Origin of the sequence: Burkholderia sp. 22PA0106 (assembly GCF_047497155.1) — a bacterium.
GTDB lineage: Bacteria > Pseudomonadota > Gammaproteobacteria > Burkholderiales > Burkholderiaceae > Burkholderia.
Window position 1 is genome coordinate 126,140 of record NZ_CP163163.1, and the last position, 11,648, is coordinate 137,787.

Consider the following 11,648-nt stretch of genomic DNA (forward strand, 5'->3'; position numbering starts at 1 on the left):
GCAACGGAAGAGGCGCTCCGCTTCTTCCGTTTTCTTTTTGCTGGAGTCTTGTCCATCATGTCTTACCACTGGAACTGGGGCATTTTCCTGAGTCCCGTTTCGACGGGCGAGCCGACCACTTACCTCGGCTGGCTGCTGTCGGGCTTCGGGGTGACGATCAAGGTCTCGCTCGCGGCCTGGGTGGTCGCGCTGATCGTCGGCTCGCTGTTCGGCGTGCTGCGTACCGTGCCCGACCGGCGGCTGTCCGCGATCGGCACGCTGTACGTGTCGATCTTCCGCAACATCCCGCTGATCGTGCAGTTCTTCGTCTGGTATCTGGTCATACCCGAGTTGCTGCCGGCATCGATCGGCACCTGGATCAAGCAGCTGCCGCCGAGCACGCAGTTCTTCACGGCGTCGATCGTCTGTCTGGGCCTGTTCACCGGCGCGCGCGTTTGCGAGCAGGTGCGCTCGGGCATCAACGCGCTGCCGAAGGGCCAGCGCGGGGCCGGCCTGGCGATGGGCTTCACCGAATGGCAGACCTACCGCTACGTGCTGCTGCCGGTGGCGTATCGCATCATCGTGCCGCCGCTCACCTCCGAGTTCCTGAACATCTTCAAGAACTCGGCCGTGGCCTCGACGATCGGCCTGCTCGATCTGTCGGCCCAGGCGCGCCAGCTCGTCGACTACACCGCGCAAACCTACGAGTCGTTCATCGCGGTCACGCTCGCGTACGTGATCATCAACCTGGTCGTGATGGCCTTGATGCGCTGGATTGAGGCGAAAACGCGCCTGCCCGGCTATATCGGAGGCAAGTGATGCACGATTTCGACTGGAGCGGTATTCCGGGCGCGCTGCCCGCGCTGTGGACAGGCGCCATCGTCACGTTGCAGATCACCGTGCTGGCGATCGTGGTCGGCATCGTGTGGGGCACGCTGCTCGCGCTGATGCGGCTGTCCGGCGTGAAGCCGCTGCAATGGTTCTCGCGGCTCTACGTCACGGTGTTCCGTTCGATCCCGCTGGTGATGGTGCTGCTGTGGTTCTTCCTGATCGTGCCGCAGGTGTTGCAGGGCGTGCTCGGGCTGTCGCCGACCATCGATATCCGGCTTGCCTCGGCGATGATCGCGTTTTCGTTGTTCGAAGCCGCGTATTATTCCGAGATCATCCGCGCCGGCATTCAGGCGGTGTCGCGCGGCCAGGTGAACGCGGCGTTCGCGCTCGGCATGAGCTACGCGCAGGCGATGCGTCTCGTGATCCTGCCGCAGGCGTTCCGCGCCATGGTGCCGCTGCTGCTGACGCAGGCGATCGTGTTGTTCCAGGACACCTCGCTCGTCTACGTGATCAGCCTCGCGGATTTCTTCCGTACCGCCAGCAACATCGGCGATCGTGACGGCACCACCGTCGAGATGGTCCTGTTCGCCGGCGCCTGCTATTTCGTCGTGTGCGTGATCGCCTCCGCACTCGTCAAGGGTCTTCAGAAAAAGGTCACAAGATGATTTCCATCAAGAACGTTTCGAAGTGGTACGGCCAGTTCCAGGTGCTGACCGACTGCACGACGGAAGTGAAGAAGGGCGAAGTGGTGGTGGTGTGCGGGCCGTCGGGCTCGGGCAAATCCACGCTGATCAAGACGGTGAACGGCCTCGAACCGTTCCAGCAGGGCGAGATCCTCGTCAACGGCGATTCGGTGGGCGACAAGCGCACCAATCTGTCGAAGCTGCGCTCGAAGGTCGGCATGGTGTTCCAGCACTTCGAACTGTTTCCGCATCTGTCGATCACGGAAAATCTGACGCTCGCGCAGATCAAGGTGCTCGGCCGCAGCAAGGACGAAGCCAACGAAAAGGGCCTGCGCCTGCTCGACCGCGTGGGCCTGAAGGCCCATGCGCACAAGTTCCCGGGGCAGCTTTCGGGCGGTCAGCAGCAGCGTGTGGCGATTGCGCGCGCGCTGTCGATGGATCCGATCGCGATGCTGTTCGACGAGCCCACCTCGGCGCTCGATCCCGAGATGATCAACGAGGTGCTCGACGTGATGGTCGAGCTGGCGCAGGAAGGCATGACGATGATGTGCGTGACGCACGAAATGGGCTTCGCGAAGAAGGTGGCCCATCGCGTGATCTTCATGGACAAGGGCGCCATCGTCGAGGACGACCGCAAGGACGAATTCTTCGCGAATCCGAAGTCGGATCGCGCCAAGGATTTCCTCGCGAAGATCCTGCACTGAGTGTCGCGCCGAGCCGCGCTTGCGCGGCGGCAGCGTTCCAATGAAAAACGCCCGGCATCGCGCCGGGCGTTTTTCATTGCAGCGGGGAATGTGTTGCGTGCGCCGCCTCAGAAATCGACGGGATCGTCGCCGGTGGCCATCGCAGCGGCTGCCGCGGCGAGCGTGGTGTCGCCGGCAGTGGCGGCGGTGCGGCGGCAGTTTTGCGAGGACGACGGGTCGAGCGACGGATTGCGCAGCTTCTCGAGCACGATCTCGGGCACCTTCACGCGCGTTTGCGCGGCCACGTCGCCGCACTGGAACATCATCAGCTCGCCCGGCTCGAACGCGGTCCAGACTTCGTCGTCGGTCAGCGGCTGGGTGGCGATCACGGCGACGCGATCCTCGGGCGTGGTGTACTTCGCGAAATCGATCGAGAGATCCTCGTCGATCAGGTGCGCGGTGGAGAACGGCCAGCGGCGCACCAGATAGTGCAGCCGCGTCGAGCAGTGCGCGAACAGCGCCTGGCCGTTCGACAGCAGGAAGTTGAACACGCCGTAGGCGGTGATCGCCTCGGTCAGCTCGGCGAGCCGCTCGAACAGTTCGGGCAGCGGCGGCTGCGCGCCGGGGAACGTGTCGCGCAGGCCTTGCATCAGCATGCAGAACGCCTGCTCGCTGTCGGTCGTGCCGACCGGTTGATACACGCCGTCGCTCAGTTCGGGCGCATAGCCGGGCAGGTCGCCGTTATGCGCGAAGATCCAGTGGCGCCCCCACAGCTCGCGCATGAACGGATGGCTGTTCTCGAGCAGGATGGCGCCCTGGGTGGCCTTGCGGATATGGGCGATCGTGTTCTTCGACTTGATCGGATAGCGCTTCACCATTTCGGCGATCGGCGAGGTGGCCGACGACTGGTGATCGAGGAACAGGCGGCAGGCTTTATCTTCGAAGAAGGCGATGCCCCAACCGTCCGCGTGATGATCGGTCAGCCCGCCGCGGGCCGCGAAACCGGTAAACGAGAAGGTCACGTCCGTCGGCTCGGCGCAGTTCATTCCGAAGAGTTGGCACATAGATGTTGCGGCAGGTCTGGCGGGTAGGGACACCGGGCGGAACCGGTACAATAGTGGTTTCAAGCATACACCCAGCCCCGGGCGGCCAAAAGCGGAACCGCGCGCACACGACACCGTGTTGCGGTTTTCCGTCACTTGGCGCCGCGGGGCGCGGCTGCAGCAGCCATCTCGCTGCTGGTTGCCCGCCTTACCCCTACGACGCCATGACCGCCCAGAACGCCGCCTCCGCTCCCGTCTCCTCGCTGACTCTCGCCCGTCCCGACGATTGGCACCTTCACGTGCGCGACGGCGCGATGCTGGCGGCCGTGCTGCCGCACACCGCGCGCCAGTTCGGCCGCGCGATCATCATGCCGAACCTGAAGCCGCCCGTGACCACCACGGCGCAGGCCGAAGCCTATCGCGCGCGCATCCTGGCCGCGCTGCCGGCCGGCATGACGTTCGAGCCGCTGATGACGCTCTACCTGACCGACAACACGCCCGGCGACGAGATCCGCCGCGCCAAGGCGAGCGGCTTCGTGCACGGCGTGAAGCTGTATCCGGCGGGCGCCACCACCAATTCGGACGCGGGCGTGACCGACCTGCGCAAATGCGCGAGCGCGCTCGAGGCGATGCAGGACGTGGGCATGCCGCTGCTCGTGCACGGGGAGGTGACCAATGCCGATATCGATCTGTTCGATCGCGAGAAGGTCTTCATCGACCGCGTGATGACGCCGCTGCGCCGCGATTTCCCGGCGCTGAAGGTGGTGTTCGAGCACATCACCACCAAGGACGCGGCCGACTACGTGCGCGACGCCGATGCCGCACCGGGCACGCTCGGCGCGACGATCACGGCGCATCACCTGCTCTACAACCGCAACGCCATCTTTACCGGCGGGATTCGTCCGCATTACTACTGCCTGCCGGTGCTCAAGCGCGAGACGCACCGCGTCGCGCTGGTCGAAGCCGCCACCTCGGGCAACGCGCGCTTCTTCCTCGGCACCGACAGCGCGCCGCACGAGAAGGACGCGAAGGAAGCCGCCTGCGGCTGCGCGGGCTGCTATACGGCGCTGCATGCGCTCGAACTGTATGCCGAGGCGTTCGATCAAGCCGGCGCACTCGACAAGCTCGAAGGCTTCGCGAGCTTCTTCGGCGCCGATTTCTACGGCCTGCCGCGCGCCACCGACACCGTCACGCTGCTGCGCGACACCTGGCAACTGCCGGCCACGGTGCAAGCGGGCGACACCTCGGTGGTGCCGCTGCGCGGCGGCGAATCGATCGGCTGGCGTCTCGCGTGACATCGGCGGCCGGCGGCCCGCGCGCGGCCGGATTCGACTCGATCGACTGGGCCGCGCCGTGGCTGGCGCCGTTCGCGGCGCGCGGCCCGCGCTGGCAGGCTGCGGCGCTGGCCGGCGAAGCCGCCTGGCTCGCGGCGCTCGGCGATGACGCCGCCACGGCCGGCCTGACCACCGGGCGCGGCCATCCGCTGCATTTCATCGAGCAGGCCGGGCTGCCGGCCGGCGTCGCCTACGAAACGCAGATCGCCGCCACCGGCGGCGTGCCCACTCGCCACAATCTCCACGATTTCTTCAATGCGCTCGTCTGGTTCGCGTATCCGCGGATCAAGGCGGCGATCAACGCACGCCAGTCGGCCGCCATCGATGCGCTCGGCGTGGGCGGCGAGCGCGGCGGCGTGCGCGACGCGCTCACCTTGCTCGACGAGAACGGCGCGCTGTTCGTCACCGCCGATCCGGCGCTCGGCGCCGCGCTGCGCGACTTCGGCTGGCAGGCGCTGTTCGTCGAGAACCGCGCCGCCTGGGGGCGCGCCTGCGAATTGCGGCTGGTCGGGCATGCGCTGCTCGAAAAGCTCGTGCAGCCGTACAAGGCGTGCACGGCGCATGCGTGGATCGTCGAGGCGCCGCCGGCGTTCTTCGACTGGGACGAAGGCGCGCGGCGAGGCTGGCTCGATGCGCACGTGGCGGCCGAGTTCGACGCGCGGCTGCCGTCGAGCCGCGGGTTCGCGCCGCTGCCGGTGCTCGGTGTGCCGGGCTGGTGGCCGGCCAATGCCGATGCGGGCTTCTACGACGACGCGCAGGTGTTTCGCGCGGGGCGGCGGGCCGCGCCGTAATCCGGCGTGGCGGGGCGTGGAGTCGATCGATTGCGATTCGATCCCCGTTTCTCTTGTGATCCCATCCCGATGGCACTGATGCCCGCAGGCGGTTTCCGCACCCCGCGGCTCGCGGTGCGGCGGCGCGGATGCTAGAATCCGCGTCGCAAAGTGGGCCAGGCAGTCGCGGCCTGCGCGGTTTCGGCCGCGCGGGGCGAGGAAAGTCCGGACTCCGCCAGGGCAGGGTGATGGCTAACGGCCATCCGTGGCGACACGCGGAATAGGGCAACAGAGAACAGACCGCCGATGGCCCGGCGCAAGCCGGGATCAGGTAAGGGTGAAACGGTGCGGTAAGAGCGCACCGCGGCTGCGGCGACGTACGCCGGCACGGTAACCTCCACCCGGAGCAATTCCAAGTAGGCAGGCGCGCATCTTCGAGATGCAGGACGGTGCCCCCGTCTCGTCTGCGGGTAGGAAGCTTGAGCGCGTCAGCAATGGCGCGCCTAGAGGAATGGCTGCCACGTCGTGCGCGTCCTGCGCGCACGATGCACAGAATCCGGCTTATCGGCCCGCTTTGCCCCGATTCAAGCTAAAAGGCCGGCGCCCCCGAAGGGTGCCGGCCTTTTTCATGGGCGCTCGCCGCGCCCGAAAGCCTGCCTCAACCGGCGACGATATCGAAGCCGTGCGTCAGTTCGGCCGTCTTGGCGATCATGATCGACGCCGAGCAGTATTTGTCGTGCGACAGGTTGATCGCGCGCTCGACCGTGGCCGGGTTCAGGTTGCGGCCCGTGACGGTGAAGTGGAAGTGGATCTTGGTGAACACCTTCGGATCCTCGCTGGCGCGCTCGGCCTTCAGCGTGACCGAGCAACCCGTCACTTCCTGGCGGCTTTTCTTCAGGATCAGCACGACGTCGTATGCGGTGCAGCCGCCGGTGCCGAGCAACACCATTTCCATCGGGCGAGCGGCGAGGTTGTGGCCGCCGCCTTCGGGCGCGCCATCCATCGTCACGAGGTGGCCGCTGCCCGTCTCGGCGACGAACGCCATGCCTTCCTGGCCCATCCAGCTAACTTTGCATTCCATGCGTGTGCTCCCGTCTTTCCGGCTTCGATTGCGAACCGGCATTGTAGCCCGCATGGCAACTGTCGGCTGATGCAGTGCGGGAATGGAAAGAATCGGAGGAGATGGTCGCGCGTGCGGCCGCTCCACTAGGGTGCCGGGACGGGCAAGGTGCCGCGCGTTCCGGGGCTTTCATGCCCGGCAGATAGCGGCTAAGTGACTGATTTCAATGGGGCCGAGCGGCAACCGAGGCATCGATATGGAAATTTCGCATGATGGTATATGTTTTTACCATATGGATTGACTTGAATTTCGGCGACGGGCTTCCTATCATTCAGACCATTGATTGCCGCGCTGCGGCAATCCCCTTATGTCTCCTCCACCCTTCTCCAAAGGTGGATTCAGCCCGAACGACGGTTCGGGCTTTTTTTCGTGGATCGCGGCGCACCGCCTGCCGATCGCTCAGGGCTCCGTCGACAATCGTCGATTTGTTTGTCCGCTTGCCAAAATTTCCTTTATAATTCTCGGTTTTCCGCATTCATGCCCGCGGAGAAGAATCAGGGAGAGCCTGCACAGCGCCCAGAGCGCAACCAAATCCAAGCAGGAAAAAAACAAGGGCAGCAGTCATTATTTTTGGATCGATCATGAAGACGTTTTCCGCAAAAGCCCATGAGGTGACGCGCGAATGGTACGTGATTGACGCGACGGATAAGGTTCTCGGCCGTGTTGCCAGCGAAGTGGCACGCCGTCTGCGCGGCAAGCACAAGCCTGAGTTCACTCCGCACGTCGACACCGGTGATTTCATCATCGTCATCAACGCGAGCAAGTTGAAAGTCACGGGCAACAAGACGCTGGACAAGAAGTACTACCGCCACTCGGGCTACCCGGGCGGTATCTATGAGACGACGTTCGGCAAGATGCAAGAACGCTTCCCGGGCCGTGCGCTCGAGAAGGCGGTCAAGGGCATGCTGCCCAAGGGCCCGCTCGGTTACGCGATGATCAAGAAGCTCAAGGTCTACGCAGAAGCGACGCATCCGCACTCGGCCCAACAGCCGCAGGCGCTCGAGTTCTAAGGAGACCCACATGATCGGTAACTGGAATTACGGTACGGGCCGCCGCAAGAGCGCCGTTGCACGTGTCTTCATCAAGGCAGGCAAGGGCGACATCATTGTCAACGGCAAGCCCATCGCCGACTACTTCTCGCGCGAAACGTCGCTGATGATCGTGCGCCAACCGCTGGAGCTCACGAGCCACGGCCAAACGTTCGACATCAAGGTGAACGTGACGGGCGGCGGCGAAACGGGTCAGGCAGGCGCAGTGCGTCACGGCATCACCCGCGCGCTGATCGACTACGATGCAACGCTCAAGCCGCAACTGTCGACCGCCGGCTTCGTGACGCGCGATGCGCGTGAAGTCGAGCGTAAGAAGATGGGTCTGCGCAAGGCACGTCGCGCAAAGCAGTTCTCGAAGCGTTAAGCGCTTCCGGCTCGTCGCCCTCGGGCGATGCCGCCGACGAAAACCGCCAGTCCTCGACTGGCGGTTTTTTTATGCGCGCTTCGATTCCCGTGGAATCGGGGCGCGACCCGTATCGATCCGATCCCGCCGGTGCGCGATGCGCATGTCCCGCTTGATTTCGTGGACTTCGGCACGATCTTCGGAACAGCCCTACAATAGCGGCTAGTGCTTTTTGGAGAGTTCGTCATGAACGCTGTCACTGAATCCGCGGTAAGCACCGCCACCGAAATGCCGACCCCGTTCGTCTTCACCGACTCGGCGGCCGACAAAGTCAAGCAACTGATCGACGAAGAAGGCAATCCCGAACTGAAGCTGCGCGTGTTCGTGCAAGGCGGCGGCTGCTCGGGCTTCCAGTACGGCTTCACGTTCGACGAAGAAGTCAACGAAGACGACTCCGTGCTGGTCAAGAACGGCGTCCAACTGCTGGTCGATTCGATGAGCTACCAGTATCTGGTCGGCGCAGAAATCGACTACAAGGACGACCTGAACGGCGCGCAGTTCGTGATCAAGAACCCGAACGCCACGACCACCTGCGGTTGCGGCTCGTCGTTCTCGGTCTGAGCGCCTAGGCGTTTCAGCGTTGCAGCGCCCCATTGGGGCGCTTGCCGTTGGTGCCATGAAAAACCCCCACGCGTGCGTGGGGGTTTTGTCGTTTCCGGCGTTTCGAGTGCGCGGGCTGCCTGAAGCGCCGCGCCCGATTCAGCGCGGATACAACGCGCCGAGCACGCGCTCGCCGGCCGCGCCCGTCACGCCGGCGATATTGCCGGGTTCGCGAGCCGTGAAGCGCCACGCGAGCCAGGCGAACGCGATCGCCTCGACCTGCTGTGGCGGCACGCCGAGCGCGGCCGTGGTGTCGACGGCCGCTGCCACGCCGGCCTCGGCCAGCGCGTCGGCAAGCGCCTGCATCAACGCCGGATTGCGGGCGCCGCCGCCGCAGACATAAACAGCGCGGCAATCCGGTGCATGTCGGCCGATTTCGCGCGCGATCGTCACGGCCGTGAGCGTGGTCAGCGTGGCCTGCACGTCCTCGGGCGAGACATGCGCGAACGCCTGCAGCCGCGCGTGCAGCCAATCGGGATTGAACAGGTCGCGGCCGGTGCTTTTCGGCGGCGGCAGGTCGAAATACGGCTCGGCGAGCAGGGCCGCCAGCAGCGCGGTGTCGACCGTGCCGCGCGCGGCGAACTGGCCGCCCTCGTCGAACGGCTTGCCGAGATGGCGCAGCGCCCAGGCATCGAGCAGCGCGTTGGCCGGGCCGCAATCGAAGCCGCGCACGCCGGCGCCATGATGCGCGCCCTCGGCCGGCAGGATCGTGATGTTGCTGATGCCGCCGAGGTTGCAGACCACCCGCGTTTCGTCGGCCGCGCCGAACACGGTGGCGTGAAACGCCGGCGCGAGCGGCGCGCCCTGGCCGCCGGCCGCGATGTCGCGGCTGCGGAAATCGGCGATCACGTCCACGCGCGTCAACTCGGCGAGCAGCGCCGGGTTGTTGATCTGGCGTGTGTAACCGCGCTCGGGACGGTGGCGCACGGTCTGGCCGTGCACGCCGATCGCGCGCACCGCATCGGGCGAGAGATGCGCGGCGCGCTGCAATTCGTGGCAGCACACCGCGTAGCGCGTGGCCAGCGCGTTGGCGGCCAGCGATTCGCGCTCGATCTCGTTGTCGCCGGGCTGCTGCAGCGCGAACAGCGCCTCGCGCAGCGCACCGTCGAAGCCGACGAAGGCCTCGGCCAGCACCTCGGGCGTCGAGCCGGCCTCGAAGCGCACGGCGATGCCGTCGCAGCCGTCCATGCTGGTGCCCGACATCAGGCCGAAGTAGACGCCATCGGCCGGATCGGCGTCGTGCGTGTCGGCGCGCTGGCCGGACTGCGTGGGATTGGGCGCCACGGTTTCGCTCCTGTTCTGTCGTCGCGCACGCGGGCAACATGCCCGCGCCGCGGTGCCCCGATTATCCGCGCAAGCCGCCGCGCCGTTAAGCGATACCGGTCCGCCCGCGAGTTATGGGAAAATCCTTCTTTTTTCGACTTTCCTCTTTCTCGCACCGATGAGCCAAGATCCCCAAACGAAGCCCGCGCTCCCGATCACCGACGGCGTGCGCGAAGCGCTCGCGATCACGAAACGCGGCGTCGACGAACTGCTGATCGAGGACGAGTTCGCGCAGAAGCTCGCGCGCAGCGAAGCCAGCGGCACGCCGCTGCGAATCAAGCTGGGCCTCGATCCGACCGCCCCCGACATCCACATCGGCCACACCGTGGTGCTGAACAAGATGCGTCAGCTCCAGGATCTCGGCCACACGGTGATCTTCCTGATCGGCGATTTCACGTCGCTGATCGGCGATCCGTCGGGCCGCAACGCCACGCGTCCGCCGCTCACGCGCGAGCAGATCGAGCACAACGCGAAGACCTACTTCGAGCAGGCCGCGCTGGTGCTCGACCGCGAAAAAACCGAAATCCGCTACAACAGCGAATGGTGCCTGCCGCTCGGCTCGGACGGCCTGATCAAGCTGGCGTCGCGCTACACGGTCGCGCGCATGATCGAGCGCGAGGATTTCACCAAGCGCTTCCAGGGCGGCGTGCCGATCTCGATCCATGAATTCCTGTACCCGCTGATGCAGGGCTACGATTCGGTCGCGCTCAATGCGGACCTAGAGCTCGGCGGCACCGACCAGAAGTTCAACCTGCTGGTCGGTCGCGAACTGCAGAAGCAATACGGCCAGGAACAGCAGTGCATCTTGACGATGCCGCTGCTCGAAGGGCTCGACGGCGTCGAGAAGATGTCGAAGTCGAAGCACAACTACATCGGCATCAGCGAGAAGCCCAACGACATGTTCGGCAAGCTGATGAGCATTTCCGACGTGCTGATGTGGCGTTACTTCGAACTGCTGTCGTTCCGTCCGTTGGGCGAGATCGAGAAGTTCAAGGCCGAGATCGAGGGCGGCCGCAACCCGCGCGATTTCAAGGTGCTGCTCGCGCAGGAAATCGTCGCGCGCTTCCACTCGCAGGCCGATGCCGAACGCGCGCTGGAAGATTTCAACCACCGCGCCAAGGGCGGCGTGCCCGACGACATTCCGTCGGTCGTGCTGACCGGTGCGCCGCTCGCGATCGGCCAGTTGCTCAAGCAGGCCGGCCTCGTGCCGTCCACCAGCGAAGCGCTGCGCAACATCGAGCAGGGCGGCGTGAAGATCGACGGCGCCACCGTGTCCGACAAGGGCGTGAAGATCGAAGCCGGCGAATACGTCGTGCAGGTCGGCAAGCGCCGCTTCGCGCGCGTGACGCTCGGCGCATGATCGCGCTGATCCAGCGCGTGAAGCGCGCCGACGTGCGGGTGGGCGAGCGCGTCACCGGCGAAATCGGCGCGGGCCTGCTCGCGCTGGTGTGCGCCGAGCGCGGCGACACCGAGGCGGTGGCCGACAAGCTGCTCGCCAAGGTGCTCGGCTACCGCGTGTTCAGCGATGCGGCCGGCAAGATGAACCTGCCCGTCACCAACCTCGACGGCGAAGGCCGCGCCGGCGGCCTGCTGCTGGTCTCGCAGTTCACGCTGGCGGCCGACACGCAAAGCGGGATGCGGCCGAGCTTCACGCCGGCCGCGCCGCCCGATGAAGGCGCCCGGCTGTTCTCCCATTTCGTCGATGCGGCACGCGCGCGCCATCCGGTCGTCGAGACCGGCGAGTTCGGCGCGGACATGCAGGTCTCGCTCGTCAACGATGGCCCCGTCACGTTCTGGCTGCAGGTGCGTCCGTCGTGATGCCCTGCGGCC

At 65.6% G+C, this 11,648-nt stretch carries 14 protein-coding genes and 1 other RNA gene; 12 read left to right on the forward strand and 3 right to left on the reverse strand.

All coding sequences use genetic code 11. The features are described 5' to 3' along the window. The first annotated feature begins 57 nt into the window (after positions 1–57). The 3 genes from AB4850_RS15510 to AB4850_RS15520 are packed head-to-tail and all read left to right on the forward strand — an operon-like array spanning position 58 to position 2,197. Entirely contained in the window at positions 58–798 is a 741-nt protein-coding gene (locus AB4850_RS15510; RefSeq protein ID WP_414443922.1) for an amino acid ABC transporter permease, read from the forward strand. Further along, positions 798–1,475: a glutamate/aspartate ABC transporter permease GltK gene (gene gltK, locus AB4850_RS15515; protein WP_414443923.1), complete on the forward strand. Its 678-nt coding sequence runs from the start codon at positions 798–800 to the stop codon at positions 1,473–1,475. The genes AB4850_RS15510 and gltK overlap by 1 nt, the downstream gene beginning before the upstream one ends. Then, positions 1,472–2,197 (forward strand): amino acid ABC transporter ATP-binding protein, encoded by a 726-nt coding sequence (locus AB4850_RS15520; protein WP_414443924.1) that lies wholly within the window; start codon positions 1,472–1,474, stop codon positions 2,195–2,197. The genes gltK and AB4850_RS15520 overlap by 4 nt, the downstream gene beginning before the upstream one ends. Before the next feature lie 107 nt (positions 2,198–2,304). Here AB4850_RS15520 and AB4850_RS15525 read toward each other — a convergent pair whose 3' ends face one another. After that, positions 2,305–3,240, reverse strand: coding sequence for a class II glutamine amidotransferase (locus AB4850_RS15525; RefSeq protein ID WP_414443925.1), 936 nt, complete (start codon positions 3,238–3,240; stop codon positions 2,305–2,307). Positions 3,241–3,443: 203 nt separating this feature from the next. On the opposite strand from AB4850_RS15525, the gene pyrC reads away from it, so the two are divergent. The 3 genes from pyrC to rnpB all read left to right on the forward strand — a co-directional run bounded on the left by pyrC (position 3,444) and on the right by rnpB (position 5,903). Then, positions 3,444–4,514 (forward strand): dihydroorotase, encoded by a 1,071-nt coding sequence (gene pyrC, locus AB4850_RS15530; RefSeq protein ID WP_414443926.1) that lies wholly within the window; start codon positions 3,444–3,446, stop codon positions 4,512–4,514. Beyond that, positions 4,499–5,344, forward strand: a complete 846-nt coding sequence (locus tag AB4850_RS15535; protein WP_414445527.1) for a DUF3025 domain-containing protein — start codon at positions 4,499–4,501, stop codon at positions 5,342–5,344. The genes pyrC and AB4850_RS15535 overlap by 16 nt, the downstream gene beginning before the upstream one ends. Positions 5,345–5,491: 147 nt before the next feature. Next, positions 5,492–5,903: RNase P RNA component class A (rnpB, locus tag AB4850_RS15540), an RNA gene on the forward strand. 78 nt (positions 5,904–5,981) lie between these two features. Here rnpB and AB4850_RS15545 read toward each other — a convergent pair. After that, the gene (locus AB4850_RS15545; protein WP_414443927.1) at positions 5,982–6,404 is read right to left on the reverse strand and encodes an OsmC family protein; all 423 of its coding nucleotides are present in this window, start codon (positions 6,402–6,404) and stop codon (positions 5,982–5,984) included. A gap of 346 nt (positions 6,405–6,750) precedes the next feature. On the opposite strand from AB4850_RS15545, the gene AB4850_RS15550 reads away from it, so the two are divergent. From AB4850_RS15550 to erpA, 4 genes are all read left to right on the forward strand, one after another. Continuing rightward, positions 6,751–7,053: a hypothetical protein gene (locus tag AB4850_RS15550; protein WP_414443928.1), complete on the forward strand. Its 303-nt coding sequence runs from the start codon at positions 6,751–6,753 to the stop codon at positions 7,051–7,053. Further along, on the forward strand, positions 7,025–7,453 hold the full coding sequence (gene rplM, locus AB4850_RS15555; RefSeq protein ID WP_414443929.1) for a 50S ribosomal protein L13: 429 nt from the start codon (positions 7,025–7,027) through the stop codon (positions 7,451–7,453). Before AB4850_RS15550 ends, rplM begins: the two co-directional genes overlap by 29 nt. A gap of 10 nt (positions 7,454–7,463) precedes the next feature. Further along, the gene (rpsI, locus tag AB4850_RS15560; RefSeq protein WP_414443930.1) at positions 7,464–7,856 is read left to right on the forward strand and encodes a 30S ribosomal protein S9; all 393 of its coding nucleotides are present in this window, start codon (positions 7,464–7,466) and stop codon (positions 7,854–7,856) included. Positions 7,857–8,081: 225 nt separating this feature from the next. After that, positions 8,082–8,456 carry an iron-sulfur cluster insertion protein ErpA gene (erpA, locus tag AB4850_RS15565; protein WP_206129224.1) on the forward strand — a complete coding sequence of 125 codons (375 nt, stop codon included), beginning with the start codon at positions 8,082–8,084 and terminating at the stop codon, positions 8,454–8,456. Between the two features lie 138 nt (positions 8,457–8,594). Here erpA and AB4850_RS15570 read toward each other — a convergent pair whose 3' ends face one another. Beyond that, on the reverse strand, positions 8,595–9,779 hold the full coding sequence (locus AB4850_RS15570) for an anhydro-N-acetylmuramic acid kinase (RefSeq protein WP_414443931.1): 1,185 nt from the start codon (positions 9,777–9,779) through the stop codon (positions 8,595–8,597). Between the two features lie 157 nt (positions 9,780–9,936). Between AB4850_RS15570 and tyrS the strand changes: the two genes are divergently transcribed. Beyond that, entirely contained in the window at positions 9,937–11,178 is a 1,242-nt protein-coding gene (gene tyrS / locus AB4850_RS15575; RefSeq protein WP_414443932.1) for a tyrosine--tRNA ligase, read from the forward strand. Beyond that, positions 11,175–11,636, forward strand: coding sequence for a D-aminoacyl-tRNA deacylase (gene dtd / locus AB4850_RS15580; protein ID WP_414443933.1), 462 nt, complete (start codon positions 11,175–11,177; stop codon positions 11,634–11,636). Before tyrS ends, dtd begins: the two co-directional genes overlap by 4 nt. The last annotated feature ends 12 nt before the right edge of the window (positions 11,637–11,648 follow it).

What these genes read in the sequence shown, in the direction of transcription:
- pyrC (WP_414443926.1), top strand. Translation starts at nt 3,444, where the DNA reads ATGACCGCCCAGAACGCCGCCTCCGCTCCCGTCTCCTCGCTGACTCTC.
- AB4850_RS15510 (WP_414443922.1), top strand. Translation starts at nt 58, where the DNA reads ATGTCTTACCACTGGAACTGGGGCATTTTCCTGAGTCCCGTTTCGACG.
- AB4850_RS15520 (WP_414443924.1), top strand. Translation starts at nt 1,472, where the DNA reads ATGATTTCCATCAAGAACGTTTCGAAGTGGTACGGCCAGTTCCAGGTG.
- dtd (WP_414443933.1), top strand. Translation starts at nt 11,175, where the DNA reads ATGATCGCGCTGATCCAGCGCGTGAAGCGCGCCGACGTGCGGGTGGGC.
- gltK (WP_414443923.1), top strand. Translation starts at nt 798, where the DNA reads ATGCACGATTTCGACTGGAGCGGTATTCCGGGCGCGCTGCCCGCGCTG.
- rplM (WP_414443929.1), top strand. Translation starts at nt 7,025, where the DNA reads ATGAAGACGTTTTCCGCAAAAGCCCATGAGGTGACGCGCGAATGGTAC.
- AB4850_RS15545 (WP_414443927.1), bottom strand. Translation starts at nt 6,404, where the DNA reads ATGGAATGCAAAGTTAGCTGGATGGGCCAGGAAGGCATGGCGTTCGTC.
- AB4850_RS15525 (WP_414443925.1), bottom strand. Translation starts at nt 3,240, where the DNA reads ATGTGCCAACTCTTCGGAATGAACTGCGCCGAGCCGACGGACGTGACC.
- AB4850_RS15550 (WP_414443928.1), top strand. Translation starts at nt 6,751, where the DNA reads ATGTCTCCTCCACCCTTCTCCAAAGGTGGATTCAGCCCGAACGACGGT.
- rpsI (WP_414443930.1), top strand. Translation starts at nt 7,464, where the DNA reads ATGATCGGTAACTGGAATTACGGTACGGGCCGCCGCAAGAGCGCCGTT.
- erpA (WP_206129224.1), top strand. Translation starts at nt 8,082, where the DNA reads ATGAACGCTGTCACTGAATCCGCGGTAAGCACCGCCACCGAAATGCCG.
- tyrS (WP_414443932.1), top strand. Translation starts at nt 9,937, where the DNA reads ATGAGCCAAGATCCCCAAACGAAGCCCGCGCTCCCGATCACCGACGGC.